At 45.6% G+C, this 22,732-nt stretch carries 18 protein-coding genes; 3 read left to right on the top strand and 15 right to left on the bottom strand.

Annotated features, from left to right (window positions below):
- The 4 genes from ACQW03_RS24070 to ACQW03_RS24055 are packed head-to-tail and all read right to left on the bottom strand — an operon-like array spanning position 1 to position 3,848.
- Entirely contained in the window at positions 1–1,482 is a 1,482-nt protein-coding gene (locus tag ACQW03_RS24070) for a sugar ABC transporter ATP-binding protein (RefSeq protein WP_071641035.1), read from the bottom strand.
- Positions 1,483–1,512: 30 nt separating this feature from the next.
- Complete coding sequence (rbsD, locus tag ACQW03_RS24065; protein ID WP_076293631.1) at positions 1,513–1,947, bottom strand: D-ribose pyranase; 435 nt, start codon at positions 1,945–1,947, stop codon at positions 1,513–1,515.
- A 1-nt stretch (position 1,948) separates the two neighbouring features.
- A complete protein-coding gene (rbsK, locus tag ACQW03_RS24060) occupies positions 1,949–2,827 on the bottom strand; it encodes a ribokinase (RefSeq protein ID WP_076293630.1) in 879 nt (292 codons plus the stop codon).
- On the bottom strand, positions 2,820–3,848 hold the full coding sequence (locus ACQW03_RS24055) for a LacI family DNA-binding transcriptional regulator (RefSeq protein WP_071641041.1): 1,029 nt from the start codon (positions 3,846–3,848) through the stop codon (positions 2,820–2,822). Before ACQW03_RS24055 ends, rbsK begins: the two co-directional genes overlap by 8 nt.
- Before the next feature lie 212 nt (positions 3,849–4,060).
- On the opposite strand from ACQW03_RS24055, the gene ACQW03_RS24050 reads away from it, so the two are divergent.
- On the top strand, positions 4,061–4,786 hold the full coding sequence (locus ACQW03_RS24050; protein ID WP_441952129.1) for a DsbA family oxidoreductase: 726 nt from the start codon (positions 4,061–4,063) through the stop codon (positions 4,784–4,786).
- Between the two features lie 79 nt (positions 4,787–4,865).
- Here the strand turns inward: ACQW03_RS24050 and ACQW03_RS24045 are convergent, their stop codons facing one another.
- Positions 4,866–5,654, bottom strand: coding sequence for an SDR family oxidoreductase (locus ACQW03_RS24045; RefSeq protein WP_023988932.1), 789 nt, complete (start codon positions 5,652–5,654; stop codon positions 4,866–4,868).
- A gap of 189 nt (positions 5,655–5,843) precedes the next feature.
- Complete coding sequence (locus ACQW03_RS24040; RefSeq protein WP_076293628.1) at positions 5,844–6,845, bottom strand: copper amine oxidase N-terminal domain-containing protein; 1,002 nt, start codon at positions 6,843–6,845, stop codon at positions 5,844–5,846.
- A 250-nt stretch (positions 6,846–7,095) separates the two neighbouring features.
- Between ACQW03_RS24040 and ACQW03_RS24035 the strand changes: the two genes are divergently transcribed.
- On the top strand, positions 7,096–8,013 hold the full coding sequence (locus tag ACQW03_RS24035) for an AEC family transporter (RefSeq protein WP_071641047.1): 918 nt from the start codon (positions 7,096–7,098) through the stop codon (positions 8,011–8,013).
- Between the two features lie 343 nt (positions 8,014–8,356).
- Here ACQW03_RS24035 and ACQW03_RS24030 read toward each other — a convergent pair whose 3' ends face one another.
- The 7 genes from ACQW03_RS24030 to ACQW03_RS24000 form a co-directional block, all read right to left on the bottom strand.
- Complete coding sequence (locus ACQW03_RS24030; RefSeq protein WP_441952126.1) at positions 8,357–11,428, bottom strand: cellulose binding domain-containing protein; 3,072 nt, start codon at positions 11,426–11,428, stop codon at positions 8,357–8,359.
- 466 nt (positions 11,429–11,894) lie between these two features.
- The gene (locus ACQW03_RS24025; RefSeq protein ID WP_441952124.1) at positions 11,895–13,067 is read right to left on the bottom strand and encodes a M20 metallopeptidase family protein; all 1,173 of its coding nucleotides are present in this window, start codon (positions 13,065–13,067) and stop codon (positions 11,895–11,897) included.
- A gap of 114 nt (positions 13,068–13,181) precedes the next feature.
- Positions 13,182–15,314 (bottom strand): ABC transporter ATP-binding protein, encoded by a 2,133-nt coding sequence (locus tag ACQW03_RS24020; RefSeq protein WP_220025206.1) that lies wholly within the window; start codon positions 15,312–15,314, stop codon positions 13,182–13,184.
- A gap of 45 nt (positions 15,315–15,359) precedes the next feature.
- The gene (locus tag ACQW03_RS24015) at positions 15,360–16,256 is read right to left on the bottom strand and encodes an ABC transporter permease (RefSeq protein ID WP_220025207.1); all 897 of its coding nucleotides are present in this window, start codon (positions 16,254–16,256) and stop codon (positions 15,360–15,362) included.
- Between the two features lie 30 nt (positions 16,257–16,286).
- Positions 16,287–17,213 carry an ABC transporter permease gene (locus ACQW03_RS24010; protein WP_220025208.1) on the bottom strand — a complete coding sequence of 309 codons (927 nt, stop codon included), beginning with the start codon at positions 17,211–17,213 and terminating at the stop codon, positions 16,287–16,289.
- Positions 17,214–17,262: 49 nt separating this feature from the next.
- The gene (locus ACQW03_RS24005; protein ID WP_441952470.1) at positions 17,263–18,879 is read right to left on the bottom strand and encodes an ABC transporter substrate-binding protein; all 1,617 of its coding nucleotides are present in this window, start codon (positions 18,877–18,879) and stop codon (positions 17,263–17,265) included.
- Between the two features lie 285 nt (positions 18,880–19,164).
- Complete coding sequence (locus ACQW03_RS24000; protein WP_023988942.1) at positions 19,165–19,674, bottom strand: GNAT family N-acetyltransferase; 510 nt, start codon at positions 19,672–19,674, stop codon at positions 19,165–19,167.
- Positions 19,675–19,790: 116 nt separating this feature from the next.
- On the opposite strand from ACQW03_RS24000, the gene xerS reads away from it, so the two are divergent.
- Positions 19,791–20,891: a tyrosine recombinase XerS gene (gene xerS, locus ACQW03_RS23995; RefSeq protein ID WP_013310478.1), complete on the top strand. Its 1,101-nt coding sequence runs from the start codon at positions 19,791–19,793 to the stop codon at positions 20,889–20,891.
- A gap of 3 nt (positions 20,892–20,894) precedes the next feature.
- Here xerS and mobB read toward each other — a convergent pair whose 3' ends face one another.
- Positions 20,895–21,443 (bottom strand): molybdopterin-guanine dinucleotide biosynthesis protein B, encoded by a 549-nt coding sequence (mobB, locus tag ACQW03_RS23990; protein WP_441952120.1) that lies wholly within the window; start codon positions 21,441–21,443, stop codon positions 20,895–20,897.
- On the bottom strand, positions 21,440–22,717 hold the full coding sequence (locus tag ACQW03_RS23985; RefSeq protein WP_071641068.1) for a molybdopterin molybdotransferase MoeA: 1,278 nt from the start codon (positions 22,715–22,717) through the stop codon (positions 21,440–21,442). Before ACQW03_RS23985 ends, mobB begins: the two co-directional genes overlap by 4 nt.
- Positions 22,718–22,732: the final 15 nt, after the last annotated feature.

Here is a 22,732-nt window from a genome sequence, read left to right as displayed (position 1 = left end):
TTACTGTCCTCCTGTAGCTAGCGTCATAATATTTTCTTGTGTGGCTTCTTCCCTGCTCAGCTCTCCGCTAATCTTTCCCTCGTGCACCACGACAATACGATCGCTCATGCCGAGTACCTCAGGGAGTTCCGAGGATACCATGATAATCGCGACTCCGCGTTCGGTCAGCTCGTTCATCAACTGGTAGATTTCCCGCTTGGCTCCCACATCCACACCTCTCGTTGGTTCGTCAAGAATGAGCACATTTGGACCAATACCTACCCATTTGGCAATAACCACCTTTTGCTGATTACCACCTGACAAACTGCGAACCGTTGTTTCGCCCGATTGGGTTTTAATTTGCAAGCGCTTAATTAAAGTGTTAACAAAATCTAGCTCTTTTTTACCTGAAATAAATCCTTTCGAAGTAAAGCTGAACAGATTTGGCAGCACCATATTTTCCCGGATGGAAAAGTCCAGCACCAAGCCCTCATCTTTTCGGTCTTCTGTAATGAAGCCAATCCCTAGTTTCACCGCATCATCCGGCTTACGAATAGATACTTTTTTTCCACGTACATGAATCTCACCACGATCCAAAGCATCCAGTCCAAATAACGCCCGCATGATCTCGGTCCGTCCCGAGCCCATCAAGCCTGAAAAACCTACAATTTCCCCAGATCGTACAGTGAAATTCACATTTTCAAATAACCCTTTATGCGAAGCATTTTTGACCTCCAGCACCACTTCTCCCAAAGCAGGCGTTCTTACCGGGTAGCGTTCAGTCAGCTCTCTACCCACCATTTTCCGTACAACTTCATCAAAATTTGTATTGGGAATCGCCTGAGTATCCACCGTTTTCCCGTCACGCATGATGGTAATCCGATCACAGATCGCGAATATCTCCTCCATCCGATGTGAAATATACACAATCGAAACACCATCTTTTTTCAAGGAAGTAATAACCTCGAACAACTTCTGAATTTCCCGTTCGGTTAAGGCGGCTGTCGGCTCATCCATCACGATAACTTTAGCATCCGTCATGAGTGCTTTGGCAATTTCAATCATCTGCTGTTGACCCACTGAACAGTCGCCTGCTTCACCGTTCAATGGAAGATTTACCGAAAGCTTGCTGAATTGTTCATTTGCTAGCGCTTTCATTTTGGAGCTGTCTAGTAAGCCCCACTTGGATGTCATTTCCTTGCCGATAAATAGATTTTCCAGCACGGTCATCTCCGGCCACACATTCAGTTCTTGGTGAATAAAAGCAATTCCTTTTTGCTCCGCTTCTTTGGGGTCGGCAAAATAGGTTTCCTGACCGTCAATGATGATCGTTCCCTCATCTCGCCGATGCAGTCCGATTAAAATATTCATCAGCGTTGATTTGCCTGCACCATTTTCACCCATGAGGGCATGTACTTCTCCTTCACGAAGATCAAAGTCAACACCACTCAGTACCTGATTGGTTCCAAAGGCTTTGTGAATTCCTTTCATTTGAATCTGCATGCTGTACCCTCCTTTTTATTCAACATTGATTTATCCAAAATGAACTCCTGCCTGCAAAATACAATTGGCAAACGGCTTAGCCTCTCCTGTACGAATGACCGCCTTCGCATACCGGGTCAGCTCCTTGAATTGTTCATGAGGGCAAAACTCAATGACGGCTGCCTGCTTATTAAGCTGTGGCTGTTCTAATTGCTCCCCTGCAAAGTTGCGCATAATATACTGTAATGCTTGTTCATTTTCTTGTTTGATTTCTTCGGCCAGCGTTATTTTTTCGATCACCATATCTGCTGCAATGACATCAACGACGTCCTGAAAGGATGGAACACCCAATTTAAGGGCCAAATCAATTTTGGTAACGCCTTCAGGAACAGGTAAGCCGGCATCAGCCACGACAATATAGTCTGTGTGGCCGAGATCCGACAGTATTTTGGATATATGACTGTTTAGGATTCCATGTTTCTTCATATTATATTTGCTCCTCCACTTCACGACGGGTTGGCATTCCACCTTGGGCTCCAAATTTGGTAACAGACAATGACGCAGCCCGATTAGCAAATTTCACACTGTCTGCCAGCGAATTTCCTTCAGCCAATGCCACTGCAAAAGCAGCGTTAAACGTATCTCCTGCACCTGTTGTATCAACGGCTTCTACTTTATAAGTAGGAATCACGACTTCCTGTTCTCCGTCGAAGAACCGTACACCGTTGCTACCCTCAGTCACAAACAGCTTGTTGGGATATTTGCGTAGCGCTTCTTGAAGACTCATATCCTTAAACATTATGGCAGCTTCATGCTCATTAGGCGTAATGTAGCTCGCATTTGCAATTACACTGTCATCTACCTCGCGAGCTGGAGCAGGATTCAGCAACAAGGGTACCTGGTATTTCGCACAAATTTCGCTTACATAAACAACTGTTTCCGACGGTATTTCCTGTTGAATTAATACAATATCCGAACTTCGAATGACGTCAAGCGCTTCTTCCACATAGGCGGGTGTCACTTCATTATTTGCTGCTTTTACCACGACAATACTGTTATCACCTTCAGCTAGTACAATATGCGCTGTACCGCTTTCCATATGTGTAACCGGTTTCACATAGCCAGTATGAACATGATTTTCTTCAAAATTACGTAAAATCTGTTCTCCAAAATGATCATCCCCTACACGTCCAATCATCGTAACGTCCGCTCCGAGTCGTGCTGCGGCTACGGCTTGATTAGCTCCTTTACCTCCGGGTACGGTTGTAAAGCTTTCACCCAATACCGTTTCACCAGCACCGGGACGTTTGGACGAAGTAACTACGAGATCCATAGAACTGCTTCCGATAATCGAAATTTTAGCCATTATAATCCACCTTTCTCGTCGTTTCCCGTTCTATAAATTTGACGGGCAATTGTATGCTTGAATAGGTAAGTACTTTCGAATGAAGATTAGGTACGCTTGAATTCGTTACTTGCGACTGCTCAATCAACTGAATGAGTAGCCCTGCTGCTTCCCAGCCCATTTCATAAGCAGGTTGTCGGATCGTTGACAAAGGCGGGAATAACAAACTACTTAATGGTATATCATCAAACCCGATAATTTGAACATCATCCGGGATTTTCTTTTCTAATCTATGTGCCTCATGCATCACCGCTGTAGCCACGATATCGTTACTTGCGATAACTCCGTCCGTATCTGGATACTTGCTAAACAGCTCTTTGGCCCACGACTCGGCCTCCTTGAACGAAAAGGAAGTTGTCTCGACCACATGGTAAGCAATTCCGGATTGCTGAAGCTCTTCAACCGCCCCGCGAAAACGGTCTTGTGCTGGACGAATATGTGCAGGGCCCTGCATGACTGTAATTTGTTTGCTGCCGCGGGCAACCATTTCTTGAGCAGCCAAGCAACCGCCATGGGCTCCATCCGCATATACGGAGAGGCTGTCACTGGAAGTTCGATCGAGAAAAACGACCGGGATCTTCAGTTTGGCGTAACAATCGGCATCGGGATCATTGGTAGAAGAAATAACACCAACGACATTATTTTGAACAAAAGTATCCATGTAATCCAATTCTTTTTGGCGATCTTCATCACTATTACCGAAAATAATCCGGAAATCATTTTCCTGCATTCGATCCTCCACCCCACGAGCTAACAAGGGAAAGTAAGGGTTCGTAATATCCGGCAGCAGCAGGCCGATTAATCTGGATTTCTTTTTATACAAAGAACGTGCAACTTCATTGGGCTTGTAATTTAACTGCTTCACAGCAGCCTCTACCTTTCGCCGTGTATCCTCATGTACATATCCAGTTTCATTAATAACTCTGGATACGGTCGCTACGGAAACACCTGCAAAGCTGGCGACTTCTTTAATTGTTGTCATAGTGTAGGTTCAACTCCAATGTGTAACCGGTTACACATATAAAATATCACAGCATTAATTTTTTGACAAGCATTAATTATTTGCACGTTGAATGCTTTAGCTTTATAATTCATATTGTAACTAATGAAGTTCCACCTTTATACACATTCTAAATGGGGGAGCACCACTCCCGGTTACTCAATAAAATACGTATACATGGAGGCTTTTTCCTGATGAATATCGAAGTTTGGTCTGATTATATGTGTCCATTCTGTTATATCGGCAAACGCCGTTTGGAGCGAGTATTACAGCAATTCCCACATCGCAATGAGGTGCAATTGACATTCAAGAGTTTTGAATTGAACCCGGGTGCTATGAGAGATAGTGGTAAAACGATCAATGAAGAACTATCAGCTAAATATGGGGTTAGTCTGCAAGAGGCTCAGGCTATGAATGATCGAATGAACGAAAACGCACGCTCTGCGGGTCTTGAATATAATATTCATGCCATGGTGCCGACGAACTCTCTTGATGCTCACCGCTTAACACTTTGGGCTCAAACACAAGGCAAAATGCTGGAGCTGAGCGAGCGTTTATTCCAAGCTGTTTTCATCGAAGGCAAGCATACAGGGGATCATGAAGTGCTGGTAGCGCTGGCTACTGAAGTTGGTTTGGATCAAAAGGAAGCGGCTGCTATATTAGCCAGTGACCGTTTTACCGACGAAGTTAGAGCTGATGAAGCCGAAGGCGCTAAGTTGGGTGTTCAGGGTGTGCCATTCTTTGTATTTGATCGAAAATTTGCTGTTTCTGGTGCCCAGCCGGAGGAAGTATTTCATGATGCGCTTCAAAAAGCATGGGATGAACGATCACCTTTCACCATGATAAGCGGCAACTCGTCCAAACAAGATGCAGGTGGTATATGTACCGATGAGGGTTGTGAGCTTCCAGGCCGTGAATGAAGATTTTCTACTTCCTAAATAAATTTAAAAAAAGCGTGCCAGCACCCAATTAAACCTGAGGCTGGCACGCATCTTTATTTTATAACGATTTAATCATTCCGCCATCCACAAGGATGGTACTCCCTGTCAAATAGGATGAAGCTGAAGACGCCAGAAAAGCAACAACTTTACCGAACTCTTCAGGCTCTCCATACCGTCCCAATGGAATGCCCTCTTCTGCTTGTTTGCGAACCTGATCCGTCGTTTGCTGGGTTTTCTCAGCTCGATGCTCGTCCAAGCTACGCACGCGATCAGTTGCAATTCTCCCCGGTGCTACAGTATGTACCAGAATATTATGAGGAGCTAATTCCAGAGACAATGTTTTTGCCAATCCAGCAACTCCAGTACGTAGCGTATTTGAAATGATTAACCCCGGAATTGGCTGCTTAACTGAGGAAGAAGCAATATTTAAAATCCTACCGCTTTGTTGTTTTTTCATATATGGTAACACCTCACGGATCAACCGGATATGACTAAGTAAATTTTGTTCAAAGGCCTGCATCCACACTTCATCTGTAAAATCATCAAAGGTACCGGCAGGAGGCCCACCCGCATTGTTAACCAAAATATCCACGGTGCCAAACAAATCAGCTGTACGGCGGATGGCCTGGGAGATATGTTCTGGTTTTGTTACATCGCAAACTACATATTCAACGCGGCCACTCGCTGTTTCCAGTAATTCCGCCTGCGTCCGCTGAAGCTCCGCTTCGTTCCGTCCTGAAATGACGACATTCGCACCCTCGCGTGCCAGCTCCCGTGCGCTTGCCTTGCCGAGTCCTTTACTGGAACCTGCAACAAAGGCTGTTTTTCCCGTTAATCCTAAATCCATCTATGACACTCCCTTTTCTCAGCGTTCTCTATTTAATTGTACACATGACCAGCACATAATGCGAATAGCTTGGTAGTATTATGAAGGCTATCTATCTTCTCACCATTAAAAAGAATACGAAATCATTAATTACAAGGTAAAACAAAAAGGCCTGACATTTAGTCAGGGGCCCTTTTTGTTTACAGCACGTTATGATGTTGATGCAGGCGTTGTTGGCTGCTCGTATACAACAACGGACTGGCTCTCAGGCTCCCATTTAACATTTGTCCCCAAGGCCTCTCCGATTACCCTTACAGGTACCATTGTCGTCCCATCCACTATGGATGCTGGCTGCTCGATAGAATACGGCTGACCGTTAATATATGCTTTCGGGCTGTTAACAAATAATTTGACGGACACGCCGTTACGGGTGACAGTAACAGCTTTTTCTTTCGGATCCCAGGAAACCTTTGCATCCAAAGCTTCGGAAGCTGTTCTAAACGGAACAAGTGTGGTCCCATTGCGATTAATCGGTTTGGCATCGTATTTTTCACCATTCACGAACAGCTTCATACCCGACGGCCGTCCGGCCTTTTTCGAGAATTCACCCAGCTTTTTGTAGCTTTCCAGATCGGACACATTAGCCAGTACTGCCTCCTCCTGCATGTAAACGGCATCAGTCACATTTCCGTTTTCAGCTAGTAGCTTAGCTGCCTCAGTCAGTGCTTTACCAGAATTCCGGATCAATTCAAGTTCAGCAACCTGCTCCGGAGTCAAACGTTCCGGGTATTTCGTAAGCAGCAGGTTCGCAATAACCGCTCCTGCCGGCTTATCCTTCGTATTTTCTACCGCGTGAAGCAGACCCTTGTAACCGTTGCGTCCCTTGTGAGCATTATGGTCTTTGGACTCCTCGTACGTATCATCTGTTACTGCAACAGGTTCAGTTTTTCTGATTTCTGCGTGTTTGTCTTTTTTACTGTTTTCATCCTTTTTCCCGGATGTTTTGTCCTTTTGTTTTTTGGACTGATCATTGTCTGAGTCATGGGGATTGATTAGCTCTTCCCCGCTCTTTTCATTCCCGTCTTTAACAGACGTCTTTGCTTCCTGTTTGTTCTCCTGATCATTTCCGCGTCCCTGCTTGGCTTCAGCGGTTCCCGCTGCCAATCCCAAGACCAGTATACACGTTAGTAAGGCTGTCCAAGTGTTTCTCATGATGCGATTCCTCCTTATAGTAAAGACCAGGCTCAAATGTCCCTAGATGTATTAACGGCTTCTCTAAGCTAATTTTTTATCTTTTCTTATCTAATGTGTGAGACACCAATATAGCTGCAGTCCAGATTACCAAAACCACTATAAAATTTTATTATACGCCTAACCTATTTACACAGTATAATGAGAATTACACATGCATTTTTAAGAATCAGCCTTTACATTCGCATAATAGAAAGAAGATGAAACAGACATGTTCGGCACCATTCTTTTGGACGTTGTTTTACCTATTTTTGTACTTATCGGTTTTGGTTGTATCATGCAATATTATTTTCGATTGGATTTGTATACCTTAGCTAAAATCAATTTTTACTATATTACCCCCGCAGTTGTGTTTACGGGTCTTTATAACTCAGAAATTTCTTTAATGCTCATGGGTGAGGTTTCACTTTTTTATGCCTTGTACATAGCTATTCTGTACGTAATCAGTACTACCGTAGCCAGATCTCTGAAATACAGCCCCGGAATGCGTGGAGCTTTTACAAATAGTGTAATGCTAGATAATTCAGGAAATTATGGTCTGCCAATCAATCAGTTGGTGTTCAAAGGTGACCCGTTGGCCATTTCCGTTCAAGCTCTGATTATGACCTTTCAAAGCTTTGTCACATTTACATACGGCACTTTTGTTGTGCAAAACGGCAAGGCCAATACTCGAAAAATATTAATTAATTTTTTAAAAATGCCTGTTCCCTATGCGCTTGCGCTAGGTTTGCTCCTAAATCTGCTGCATAGTCCATTGCCTAATTTACTGGCTGAACCTTTGAATTATATTAGTCAGTCGATGGTTGCCGTGGCTCTGCTTACTTTGGGAGCACAAATTGTGCAATATCCCTTTCGCTTGCGCCGGACAGCCGTGTACATCAGTATGGTACTACGCCTGATTGCTGGTCCAATAGTCGGTTTTATGCTCGTCTTGCTGCTGGATCTTAAGGGGATTCCCGCTCAAGCCTTACTCATTGCATCGGGTATGCCTACCGGTGTTAATACAAGTATTTTGGCGGAAGAATATAAAAATGAACCCGATTTTGCCGCACAAACAGTATTACTTTCTACAATTGTGAATGTCATTACGATGACACTGTTAATTTCAGTATCCCGGCATCTTGTTTGAGGTGTATGATAAATATAAAAATTTGATTAGAGACGCTTTTTGTCTAAGGACAGGAGCGTTTCTTTTTTGAGATAAAAGAACATATGTTCCCGTCAGTGTTTCTTTTTCTACTTAAAGTGGTGTGTTTGTTTTGTGGAGATTGTATGCGAGAAAGAGTTTTTTTCTATTATGATTTTTTCATATAGTGAAATAATTATATAATTTAATTTGAATCTCTATTAGTTGCTGTTTTCAACTTGTCTTTGCTTTTTCCCCAAAAAAAGAATGCGGGACAATAAGATCGTCAAAAATAAAGCCAGCTCACTCATTAGAGTGGCTGACTTAGGATTGTCCTTATTAAGGTTTAGGGCTCAATTCCCCATTGCTTGCTTCCAGACAGGTAAGCGGTTATTTTAGCAGAATCTTGTAAGCTGTTTGCTGTGGGATTAAATGAATAATCATCCGTTTGTGTGTAACTGCTCCAGTCCTCTTTGGATATCCGGGTTTGCAACTCCACACTTTGACCGGGCTCTAAAGAACCCGCAGCCGATTTAAACCCGATTTCTGCATAAGAATCTGCCCCTGGCTTCGCATTGGATAATGTTTTGAAGCTAGCAATCACATTCCCTGTACCGACGCTCGACCAATCCGTGAAGAAATTTTGTGCTTTCTCCCCATTAATGGTGTAATAATAACGCAATGTCACGTCTGCTAGGGAAATTGGTGAGGTTCCCATATTGGTTATTTTAAATTTGGAACTGATTGTATTGCTTGTGGCAGATACATTCCCATTGAAGGCTTGCACCTTCAAAACGCCCTGGTCTGTTCCCGGCTCGCCTGGCGTATCCCCTTTTATCATAATCGTGAACAACGCGTCATTGCCTGCACTAAAATGGAAGTTAAGCGTTGTCTCTCCTTTAGGAAGTTTTGATAGATACTTGTTGGTAAGAACGACTGTTTCTTCACTAATCGTATAATCCTCACCCTTGTTTAGTACTAGGCTCCCCTGCTTGATCGTTTCTAACGTATTACCGCTAAGTGTTAGCTTGACAGTAATTTCGGTACTGCCGTTATCTACTCCATAGGTTGCAGTCGTTGGTGTAATACTTGCTTGCCCAGTAGACGGTTGATCACCACCTAGACGATCTGCCACCAAAATGCCGCGGCCATTTGTTCCCAGATAAGCACGTCCATAAACCCGAGGATCTCCAATAATTTTGGTCACTCGAGCATATTGATGCTTATCATCATTAATGCGCACCCAGTTTGCGCCAGCATCGTCCGAGCGGTAAAATCCACGTGTGCCATCAATTTTACCAACGATAAAAACCGCTGCATTCGTGCGGTTTGGCGCTGCCTTACCAAAGCCTACAAAATCCGCTTCCTGCACATTAGAAAGCTTGGTGAACGTAGCGCCGGAATCTTTGGAATGCCATAAGCCGTAAAGCCCTTCATCCTCAGAACCCCCGGCGAGCCATACATCTCCTTCTGCTCCTCGTACAGCACTAATATCAGCATTGCCTGCTGTTGGTAAGCCAGTTGCCGCTGATGGTGTAAATGATACGCCTCCATTGGTGCTCACATATATTTTTCCGGAGGCAAATGCGTAATATTTATTAAGATTCACTCGGTCAGAGGCGATCTTTGCATTCGCTGGAATCCCCGTACTTGCTGTCCATGAGTTGCCGCCAGTTTTGGAGTAGAACACACCTTTGTCCGATGTATTCCACAGCATGCCATTGCCATCTGCCGCAACGGCAATGCTGCCTCCTCCTGCTGTACCGGAAGGCTCGCTATTTGCCTTATACCACTTCGCTCCACCATCATTGGAAAATCCAATGGATTTGGCATTTGGATCATTTTTGTAATCCGCTTTACCTACCCGGGCCATAAAAGAAGGATTCAACTCAGCATAATCAATGCTTTCGCTGCTTGTAAAGGTTGGATTATCCAGCATATTAGCTGGAACCTTGAAAAGATCGTCATGCTTGAAACCCGAGACATCAGCTACTGCGCTGACCAAAGGCGCGCCGACTGGAGGGCTCACCAGATCTAAAATGGCCGTTTCCTCTATCCCTTTAGCGGCTACAGCGATATCCAGCTTTCCACCTTTATCCCAATTCGTCAGATTTTTAGAACCATAAATCGTAGCTCCCGTACCGTACAGCATATGGTCTGAATTAAACGGATCTATCTCTAGGTCTCCGATCATCCAACCAAGCTTGGGTGATACTTCTGGTGGAGCAGGCTTGGTATTGAAAGTCAACCAAGGCGCAGCGCTGATATCCAGATTGTATTTTAGCTTACGAGACGGATAACCATCGAATTCCCAAATAGGACTCCAAGTTGCACCACTGTCAGTGCTGCGATAAATCGTTTCATCCGGCCACCAGGCATTCAACGTAGCAACCATGAGTGTACCTGGCTTCTGGGCATCCACCGTCAGTCCACCATATCCAAAATGATTGTCCGCACTACTGCTACCTATGGGGCTAATGTTAGTCCACTGCCCGCTTGCTGTATTCAATTTCCACAGTTCACCCTTTGATCCATCATATGGACCTGCTCCATCGCTATACGAAATATACAGGTTACCGTCCGGTGATAACACACCGTGATGTGGCAAATAGCCCGTAGGCTGTCCCGCTATAGCAGACCAGGTTGTCCCGCCATCTGTACTGCGATAGACACTTTGCTTTTTATCTGCAACACCTACATAGATCGTCTGCGTTGCTTTACTGGAAGAGCCTTTTTTTTTGTCAAAGGTGATCCACGCTAAACCGACAATGTCGCTGGTATATTCATTGGAAGGATCCTGTACATACGTCCCTGGATTCGGGAAACTGCTTACCTTGCTCCAAGTTGCTCCAAAATCAGAGCTTTTCCATAGTCCATTACCACTTCGAGCTCCAAAGAACAAAATATTATTCTTATTTGGATCAATCGTCAGACGTTCACCCATTGAACGCCCCGGCATATTGCCCCCCACCTTAAAAGGAAGCTTGGTTGTCTGCCACGTATTGCCCCTGTCGGTAGAACGCATAATTTGCCCATTTTGTTTATCCCATGAATTAGTATACGTACCTGTAGCTATATATACACGATTCGGATCAACAGGATCAGTCGCTAGTGCATCGACACCATTTTTGTTCCAATCCTCCCAGCCCACAGAATCCGTCAGCGGAATCCAACTCTCATTGGCAGCATTCCAGCGGTAAGCTCCTCCAATATCTGTACGGGCATAGATTAGGTCTTTTTCCGTTTCATTAAAAATAATGCCAGGTACAAAACCACCACCTCCACCCGTAACGACACTTTTCCAACTGTAATCGTCACTTGAAGCAGCATGAGCCGGTGCTATCATTCCTGTCCAGGAAGCACCCGCTACCACAAGCGCCAAACAAGCAATTCTCAACCTGTTTTTTGCCTTAGTCAATGAATTCAACCTCCTTCTTCATTATCAATTGAATTTGCGAGTCATTTTGGGATAAAAGTAATCAACCGATTCTGAATTCGTTCCTATCGTTATCGTTGCTTCTCACAATTCTGACAAATGTCCTCTCAGACTCACCCCCAACCAATAAAAACGGTGCAACGCTTGTTTTGTTAGCGCTTACACAGGTGTCTTGCTCAATAGATTCGTCATCTTTTTCCCATTTCCTTGTGCGAAAAATCAAGATAATACAATTTTATCTCCTGCTCCGCAGCTTATAATAAGAGGGTTGAACTTCCTTCAGAGTTAATACCTTTTATTTAATTCTATTATGATTTTTTCATATAGTGAATTAATTACTTAATTTTCATTCTTTACGGGTGTCAAAATACTTTGATTTACAACAAAAAACCGCGCTATGCGCGGTTCCAGCTTCCGTTATACGTCGTCAGTCATAAACATATGCCTATTATTGCAAGTATTCAAGCGCCAGAGCTAAAAAAATATGCCCTGAGACGAGCAATGCCCGCTCATCAAAATCAAAGTGAGGATGGTGATGAGCAAAATGCGTTCGTTCATCCTCATTGCGTGCACCCACATGAATGAAGGCTCCTGGTCGTTGCTCCAAATAATAAGCAAAATCCTCTGCTCCCATGACCGGCTTCAAATCCAAAAAAGCGTCTGCTCCATACAGTCGGCCGATGAGCTCGCGTACACGTTCCGTTTCGGCTTCGGCATTCACCAAAGAAGGATAGCCATTCAGATAGTCAATTTCGTATCCGGCATGATAAGCCTCAGTCAACCCCTTGACGATACTGCGAATTTCATTCTCGACTTCCTTACGCACTTCCTTATTAAACGTACGTACGGTGCCTTCAATTTTGGCCTTATCTGCAATCACATTAAAGGCAGTTCCAGCTTGAAATACCCCAATCGTTAACACTGCTGATTCAATAGGGTCCACCCTGCGACTAACCACCTGTTGCAACCCGTTCACAATTTGACTGCCGATAACAATAGAGTCCACCGTCTGATGCGGTCGTGCGCCATGCCCGCCTTTACCGTTGATCTGGATCGTAAACGCGTCGACAGCCGCCATCGCGGGTCCACTCTTTAATCCAATTTTACCAAAAGGAATTTCAGATGCGAGGTGAATACCATATACCGCCTCTACCCCATCCAGACAGCCATCCTCAATCATAAACTTGGCTCCGCCAGGCGGTTTTTCTTCCGCATGTTGAAAAATAAACACAAGCTTTCCCTTCAGCGCCTCACGGTTATGGCTCAACACGCGTGCCACTCCAAGTAACGCAGCCGTGTGACCATCATGTCCGCAGGCATGCATAACACCCGGAACGGTCGATTTATAAGGCACACCCTTTTCATCCTGAATGGGAAGTGCATCAAAATCAGCACGAAATGCAATCGTTCTACCTGGCTGACCGCCTTCTAAAAACCCGAGCACACCGTTTCCACCCACATTCGTTCTTACCTCAATACCAAAAGAGCGCAAATGATCGGCGATAAATGCAGACGTATTCGTTTCTTCAAAAGACAGCTCGGGATGCTGATGTAGATGTCTTCTCCACGCAATCAGCTCTTGTTCACCATCTTTTAATTCCTGAACCCATTTTTCTAGCATAATACCCTCTTTTCCTATTGAATTTATATACTTCTATCCTTATCTTACCATGAACAGCCTGTAGAATGTAGCTCTCTTATCATGCCGATAGCAGATCAAAGGAGGGGGTTGAACCTAGGCCGGGTAATGACAAGCGGCATAATGTCCTGTGCTAATCTCTGTCAGCTCAGGCGATTCCTCACGGCAGCGCGAGGTCGCTAGTGGACAGCGGGTATGAAAACGACAGCCGGATGGAGGCTTCGCAGGCGAAGGAATCTCACCTTGTACCGTAATTAGCTCCCGGCGGTTTTTCGGATTTGGGTTAGGTATCGAGGCAACAAGCCCCCGGGTATACGGATGAGCAGGATGCCTGAACAATTCGTCACTTGGCGCAATTTCTACAAGTTTCCCCAAGTACATAACCCCTATCCGGTCTGAAATATGGCGAACAATGTGCAATCCGTGTGCGATAAACAAATAGGTCGTATCCAGCTTACGCTGTAAGTCCTGAAGCAGATTGACAATTTGCGCCTGAACGGAAACATCCAAAGCCGACACTGCCTCATCCGCTAAAATAAACTGCGGTTGCAGAGCAATGGCACGGGCTATCCCGATACGCTGCCGCTGTCCTCCCGAAAATTCATGCGGAAACCGCGTAACCAGCGAAGGTGATAATCCAACAGCGCTCAGGAGTTCTTCCACCCGTTCCTGCTTTGCCTTGCCATACAACCCTTCATGAACCGCAAGCGGCTCCCCTATGATATCTCCCACATTCCACCGTGGATCAAGTGATCCGTAGGGGTCTTGAAAAATCATCTGCATATCACGGCGAACGGATCGCAACTCAGAATTTCCTAAACGTGTCAGCTCCCGATCCTGGAACCATACCTGCCCTGAGGTCGGACGTTCCAGCTGCATCAGCAGCCGGCCTAAAGTAGACTTACCGCTGCCGGATTCTCCAACCAATCCAAAGGTTTCGCCCTGCCGGATTGAGAACGATACATCATCCACCGCCCGGATCGAAGCACCAGTCCGACCGGGAAAGCTTTTTTTCACCGGATAATACTTGCGAATTCCATCCACTCTAAACAAGTCCTGCTTGTTCTGGACGGTTTCCGTGATAGTCTCATTGGATTTAGGGGAGTTCTTTACCTGTACGCCATGACTGCTCACCTTAGCCCCATCAACAGCAGATACGTTCGTCAATTCTTCCTTTACTTCGGTTGCCTTTGCAACAGCATCTGCCGTGATCTGCCCTTTCACCGATAGCTCTGCAATAAGCCAATCGCCGGACGCAGCCAATTGCTCCGAATGCCAGCAAGCTACCTCGCGTTCATCCTTGGCTGCCAGCGGTGGCGCTTCGTTTTTGCATTGATCCGTCGCATGCGGGCAACGCGGGTGAAACAAGCAGCCGGAAGGCAATGCACTCAGGCTCGGAATTGCCCCCGGGATCGAAAACAGCTTGCTGCTGCGATCTGTATCCAGTGTTGCCACCGAACGAAGTAACCCTCTAGTGTAAGGGTGCAATGGCAGCTCGAACAGTTCTTCCGTTGCTGCTTGCTCCACAACTCGACCGGCATACATCACAACAATTCGATCCGCAACCTCTGCCGCAATACCCAAATCATGCGTAATCAACAGAATCGACATGTTGAATTCTGTCTTTAATTCCTGAAGCAATTGCAAAATTTGTGACTGAATCGTTACATCCAGCGCCGTTGTTGGTTCATCCGCTATTAGCAGCTCAGGGCCACATGAAAGTGCCATTGCAATCATCGCCCGTTGCAGCATCCCACCGGACAGTTCTCCGGGGTATTGCTTCATACGAATTTCCGGTTCAGGAATGCCTACCCTGTTCAGCAAATGAACCGCATGAGCCCATGCTTGCTTTCGTGTCTTCCGGTCATGCTCCATGATGATTTCTATCAGTTGATACCCGATAGTGTACACCGGATCAAACGCCGACATCGGCTCTTGAAATACCATCGCCATCTTTTTGCCACGAAGTGAGCGTAATTCCTGCTGTGACAAAACGGTCAAATCTATGCCCTGCAACCGTATTTGTCCTTGGGCAATTCGTCCGTTCTCATAATCGATTAGCCGCATAATCGCCTTGGAGGTAATCGTTTTTCCGCTACCGGATTCACCGACGAGGCAGACCGTTTCTCCCGCCCTGATCGTCAGTGATACGTTGTCGAGTGCTTGCAGCAAACCTTTTTTAGTGTGAAAATCGACCGACAAATGTTCAATCTCCAGCAATGATGACAAACGAACTCCCTCCTTCTATAGCACTTTAGAATAGGCTCCCTGATGCTAGTTTGCGTTCTTTTTCGGGTCCAAATGGTCTCTCAGCTTGTCGCCCAAAATATTGACTGACAACACAAACAACGTAATAGCTAGGCCAGGAAAGGTACATATCCACCAAGCTACGGTCAAATATCCTCGTCCTTGAGACAATACTGTTCCCCAATCCGGAATTTCCTTTACCGTGCCAAGTCCCAGAAAGCTTAATCCCGATCCGGCTAAAATAGCGCTACCGATGCCAAGCGTCGCCATCACGAGCAAAGGGGACAAGGAATTAGGAAGCACATGACGCCAAAAGATGCCGAAAGGTGTAACTCCGATGGAACGCGAAGCAGTGACGTAAGAACGTCCTTTTATACTCATAATTTGACCTCGCATAACTCTTGCATAACCGGGGACAGCAGATATGGCTACCGCCAGCACAATATTGAACAAGCTTGGACCAAGAGCCGCCGCAATCGCCAAAGCCAGCAGAATTCCGGGAATAGTCATCAAAATATCTATAAATCGCATCAGTATCGAATCCACTGTACCGCCAATGTAACCTGAGAGCGCACCAATAATTCCACCCACCAGACCGCCGACGAGTACCGACATAAAGCCAATAAACAGAGAATCCCGACTTCCGTGAACAACCAGACTGAATACATCCCGCCCAAAATAGTCCGTTCCGAACCAGTGAGACGCACTCGGTCCTTGTAATATATGGTCGCTTAACATTTCTGTGGGTGCATAAGAAGCAATCCATTGCGGAAACGCCGCACAGACGATTACGAACACAATAATCAGTCCTGCCGCATATACGAACCCATCCGACACTCCACCGAGCCGCCACCTTCCAGTTTGCCGAGCTACCCGCAGCTTTCTTTCCTTCCAAATTGTTTTGGCAGCCATTGTTTCTCTCAACCGTTTTCCTCCTCCCTGAATCCTTCCGGCTTACGCCGAGCGTCTAACCCTTGGATCAATGAACGTATACGATATATCCACCAGTAGATTTACGATCACATACATGATGGCAGAGAACAATACAACTCCCTGCACAACTGGCAAGTCTTTAGCCATAATTGCATCCGCAATTAAACGCCCAATGCCTTGCCGTGAAAATACCGTCTCACTCACAACTGCTCCGGCCAGCATTTCTCCCATCAGCATCCCGATCATCGTTATCGCTGGAATCAACGCATTGCGTAGCGCATGGCGATACATAATAACCTTCTCAGACAAACCCTTGGAACGGAGCGTTACGATGAACTGCTCATTAATGACTTCCAGCATACTGTTACGCACCATTCTGACAATGAACCCTGCACCGACAATGCCCAAAGTGAGAGACGGAAGCACAAGGGTTTTCCAACCGTCCGAGCCCATAGCAGGCAGCCATCCCAAGTGAATGGAGAAAATAAGCAACAGCAGAATGCCTGACCAGAATGTGGGCATAGAAATGCCGAACAATCCAACGATTCGTGCGATGATATCAATCGGCTTATTCCGGTGAATGGCCGACAGCACTCCAAGCAGGACACCGATAATGACCGAAATAGCAGAACCTGCAAGCGTCAGCGCCAGTGTAGGCGGGAGATTGACCCATATTTTAGGCAGCACCGGATCAGCATTGAGCAGTGATTTTCCAAAATCACCTTGTAGCAGATTTCCGAAATAGTTCAAAAACTGAACATGAAAAGGCTTATCCACTCCCAGCTTATGACGCAAATTGGCGATCATCTCTGGCGTGGCCGTTGAAGGGTCAAGAATCGAATCTACCGGGTCCCCCGGAAGCAAATACAAAATGCTGAATACCAAAATACAGGAACCCAGAATGACCAACAAAGAAGTAACCAGTCTTTCTGCAACTGCTCTGATCATAGCCCACACTCCTTCCCGTCTGGATGGCCCCAGAAACTATTTAGCAATACTATTTTTGAATACGCACATCGTTAAAGAGCGGATAACCCACTAAATCGAATTTGAGACCCTTCACTGACTTGTCTGCTCCAACCGTATAAGGGAAAACATAAATCGGAATGATGACGGCCTGATCACGGATTAGCTGTTGCACCTTTTTATAAATCTCCTCCCGCTTGGCATCATCCTGTTCAATAGCTCCCTGCTCCAACAGCTTGTCGACCTCTGGATTGGAGAAGTTAGGAAGTGTAGGCCGCTGATTTGGTGCCGCTGTGTGGTAAAAAGCATATAAAGCGTTCGGGTCCACATTGACCTGGCTATTTCCGTAGAAATCATAGTTTCCGTTCGTATATACAACTGTTGCAATATCCTTGGTAATTTCAATCTTCACATCAACACCGATTTTCTTCAGCTGCTGCTGAATAATGGCTGCAATGTCGTTCCGTTTTTCACGGTTCGGAGTTCCGTCTACATAATGCAGCGTCAGACGTTGTCCATCCTTCACCCGGAAACCATCCGTTCCCTTAACCCACCCCAACTCATCCAGTAATTGATTGGCCTTGTTAAGATCAGGCTGCAAACCGTTTTCCAGTGATTTATCATATCCAAAAATACCTGGAGTGAGTGGCGACCAAGCCTGTTCATAAGTTCCTAGATACAGCGTTTTGACGATCGTCCCCACATCAATACCATATTGTAATGCCTGCCTCGCCTTCAATTCATTCCACGGTGTCTTCTTTTGGTTAATGAACAGCGTATATGGCAGTCCTAGGGTGTTGACCTGCAACAATTGGAAATTAGGGTCACTCTTCAACATTAAAATGTTCTGCGGTGGGACGGTTTCAGCGGCCAAAGCCTGCCCACTCTGCACACTGCCGATCCGGGTCGCCTCCTCCGGAACAATTTTAAAGGTCACGCTGCCCAAATACGGCGCTCCCTGATTCTCAATAGTTTCCGGTGCCCATTTGTAATCTGGGTTACGTTCGATTTTGATCTCTGAATTTTCGTCCCATTTTACAAACTTAAAGGGGCCTGTACCCACTGGATGCTTACCGAATTGATCTCCATATTTTTTAACTCCTGCCGGCGAAACAATGGCTACAGCCGGAACACTTAAATTGCTCAAAAATGCCTGCGATGGTCGTTTCAGATTCAATTTAATCGTGTATTCGTCAATCACTTGTGAGGATTCATAGGGAGCCAGCAAGTTAGCGGCATTACCAACTACGGCTTGCGGATCAATAATCCGATCATAGCTAAATTTAACGGCTTCCGCATTAAACGGGGTTCCGTCATGGAACTTAACATCCTTGCGCAGCTTGAATGTATAGCTTTTGCCATCCTCGGAAACACTCCATTCGGTTGCCAGCCAAGGCTTAATCGTATTGTCCGGCAGCTTTACCACCAAGTTATCGAATATCGCACGATATACCCGAGATGCTACTGCCAATCCACTCTTATGCGGGTCCAGTGAATCCGGCGATGTTGCCAGTGCATAGGTAAGATCTCCACCTTCTGCAGCTTGCCCGCCTCCTGCTGCATTCGCCTCAGTATTCGTAGAATTGGCCCCGCTATTACCCGAGCATGCCGATAAGACCAGCACCATCGACAGGGTTAAAGCTACCATTTTTGCAAATCGACTTGTTCGTTTCACCTAAAAACACTCTCCGATCTGATGGGTGATGTTATGATTACATTGCATTTTTGGAGCCGACGTTTCATTGTTGATAATTCCAATCAGATATATATGAATTATGTTAATAACTGTATACCTGCGTTTTTATAGTGTCAATGCAGGTTCTAATTGGAATGATCTATAGATGGATAGAAGACTTGAATTGACAACAAAAAAGAGCCGATAGGATACTCTCCCCGACTCTTTTTTCACTACTGACTTTCTATTTCGAATTTTTTAGGTATTGAAAAACTGACTGATATTCCCTCTTACCGGATGTGTCTGTTCCCTGTACTCACCTTTCGTATAGCTTCCAATCACCTTACGCCAAAAGGATTGTGCCGGCCTATTCGTGCTCATTTGGGTCACCTTCCAACGTCCGTTAAAACGTCCAAACAGCTCATGAGCCGCCCAAGTCCCAACCCCATTATGCCGATAAGGACGAAGTACAAAGAACTCAGCCATGTAGTAGTCAGCTTCTCGATTGCTGGACATTCGGTCAACGAGTGCAAAACCCACAGGAATATCCTGTCTCCAAATCAGAAAAGGTAACTTCTGTTCACCGCTTGTCCAATATTGATACAAGTCTGGATAAGCCGGGAATGTCCCCTTCTCAGTGACATCAATTCGAAGATAGGCTGTAAAATCATATAAATAAAATTGCATGAGCTGTACTATAATGTCCTTTTGCGACTCCGGTACACTCTTAATAGACAGCTTCAGTTCCGATTTAATATTATACCCCATACTTTCACCTCTCTTGGCGGTTCAATCTGTTCTTTAACTTCGAATTACATCCCATCCAGTGCTGTTCAAAATATGCTAAAATACATATATATTATGACCGGACGAGGTGGAACCCAGTGAATATACAAAAGATCATCGACCGGCGCAAACTAGATGAAAAAATGCCGGGATTACCATGGTATGTGCAGCAATTTATGGATTATAAGCTGCCCGACCTGTCCCCTTCCACATTACTAGAATATGTGCGGGATTACGAAGCTTTCTTTTCATGGCTTCGCTCGGAAGGCTTGTCTACCGGAGAAACGAATGCCCAAGTTACACTGGAAGAGTTGGAGACACTTCATATGGATAGTATTACAGGCTTTCGATTATTCCTGTCTACTAAGCGCGAAGGCTCCAACTCCCGTATCACCATTTCACGTAAGCTATCGTCTCTGCGTTCGCTTTTTCATTATTTAAGTCAGATCGCTGAGGATGAAAATTTTTATCCATTGCTCAAACGCAACATTATGGCCAAGGTCGAAATCAAGCGTATACATAAACCCAAGGATACGGCGGCCAAGCTTAAAGGTAAAATACTGGAAGAGGAAGAACTGCTTGAATTCATCGGTTATATTTATGAAGGATATGGTCAAGATTTGGCCGATAACAAGCAGGCATTATACTCCTATGAACTAAATAAGGAACGGGATGCCTGCATCGCCAGCCTCATTTTGAACTCAGGCCTGCGCGTATCTGAAATCGTCAATCTGAATCTGGACGATTTAGACATAAACAATAAATTATTATATGTGTACCGCAAAGGCAATAACGACGAGACCTTTAAAACGCCGGTGTATTTCCGCGAGCAATCCAAAGATGATCTCGTACTTTATTTGTCCTTGAGACATACCCGTTACCGCGCTCCAAAAAAAGAAAAGGCTCTCTTTGTCACACGTCCTAACGGCAGTACAGAAGGCAAACGCATGACCAAAAGAGCGATTCAGGCAATGATCATCAAGTACGCCAAACGGTTCGGCAAGCCTTACCTTACCGTGCATAAGCTTCGTCATTCCTTTGCTACTGACTATTATTTACAAAATGATATTTACAAAACAAAGGAACAGCTAGGGCACGCTTCGACAGAAACAACAGAAGTGTATGCTCACCTGACTGACAAAACCATGTCTCAGGCGATTGAACGGCGGGTAGAGACTCTAACCGACTCAGCCGATTGATGTCTACCCCTGCTCATTCCTCATTCCTTCTATCTGCTTATGAATCTGTTCGAGTAGCCAGCGGCCTGCGGGTCCGTTGGCCTCGGCAGGAAATATCTGTATCATATCATCTGAGTAGTAACCTTGAGCCCAATCCATTTGATGCTCCCAAACCGCTACTCCCTGTACATTTGTCAGCTTATCGGTAAGCTGTGCATCCGATTGTTCCCGCACCATGACCAGCTTCGGATAATCCTCTTGCTTGAAGCCTTCTAGCAACACACAATCATAGGCCTGAAAATGCCGGATCAGTCCGGTAACAGGTTGACTATTCTCCTCTACAATAGCTGTTCTTCCAGCCGAAACAATAGCTATACCTTCAGCACCCGCCTGTCGGTGCTTGTACGTATCTGTACCCTCATGATCCATTTCAAATTCATGTCCATCATGCTTAATCACTGCTACTCGTAGACCTGACTTCTTCACATAACGAATCAATCCTCCGAGAAAGGTCGTTTTTCCCGTATTTTTGAATCCGACGATTTGACATACAAATGGATGTTTCGTAATCACGTCATCTGTCCACCTTGTAACACCAGTACACGCACCTCTTCACCTTCGCGTAATCCTTCTGTTGTGGGAGGAATCACGATCAGACAGTCGCTGTCCTTAATGGTCACCATGACACTGGATTCATCTACTCGCGCAGGAATCGCGTATACTTGCCCACCACGTATCTCCAAAGAGCTGCGTACAAAGCGTGTATAGTTGTTTACCTTCATATAATCTGCGCCTAACTTCGCCGTCCAGGTTTGTAAATATGGATGTGCCGAAGATAACATCATTTGGATCGTCGGCCGTACAAACAGCTCACAGCCTACAAAGCACGCACCGGGGTTGCCTGAAAGCGCAAATAACAACTTGCCGTCAATCACTGCGGCTGTGGTCACACTTCCTGGACGCATCGTAACCTTGTTGAACAGCATATTCACATCTTCCTGTCGTACCAGATCACCCATAATATCAAAATCCCCCACCGATACTCCTCCACTCGTGACCACGATATCATAGGCATCTATCGCTTCACGTACAGAAGTACGGGCAAGGCTCAAATCATCATGAATGGCTTGTAAAATAAACGGCTCTCCTCCTGCCTCTCTAATTTGAGAAGCCAACATATATGTATTACTGTTTCGAATTTTCCCCGGTTGTAACGGCTCATCCACTGCAAGTAATTCCGATCCTGTAGAAAAAACGGCCACCCTTGGCTTCCTGTAAACAGGTACCCGATGTACTCCAAAAGTAGCCAGTACCGAGATGTGCCCCGCTCCCAGGCAGGTTCCCTTACTAAGCAAAAGCCGACCTTCCTGAATCTCATGACCAATCTGTGTCACATTTTTGCCAGCTTCTATACGCTTCTTCAAGCCGACATATGTCTGTCCGTTTTCCTCACGCAGCTGTGTCGCTTCCAGCATGACAACCGTGTCCGCTCCTTCAGGTAATTGCGCTCCTGTCATGATGCGGGCAGCCATTCCAGTCTCCACCCGCTTGTCCGATACGGTGCCACAAGGAATTTCATCAATCACATGTAGCCAGATTTCCTGACCGGACGAGCACACTTCAGTGTCCGAGCCAAGGATCGCATAACCGTCCATACCTGAGCGACGAAAACGGGGATACGGGTGTGGTGCGGTCAAATCCATCGCCAAATAACGTCCATGCGCCTGCTCCAGCTCTACGTCTTCCCTTTCCCCCTGTTTAACATGGCTAGCTATCCTGCTTTGTGCCTCTTCCACCTGAACTGCTTTACGCTGGAATTTTTCTGCGTTTAATGATGTATGATTCATAATCTCACTCCGTTC

This window comes from Paenibacillus sp. DRB1-1, assembly GCF_052119485.1.
Classification (GTDB): Bacteria; Bacillota; Bacilli; order Paenibacillales; family Paenibacillaceae; genus Paenibacillus; species Paenibacillus polymyxa_B.
The sequence above is the reverse complement of the archived record's forward strand: the minus strand, read 5'-3'. Positions and strand labels throughout refer to the sequence as shown.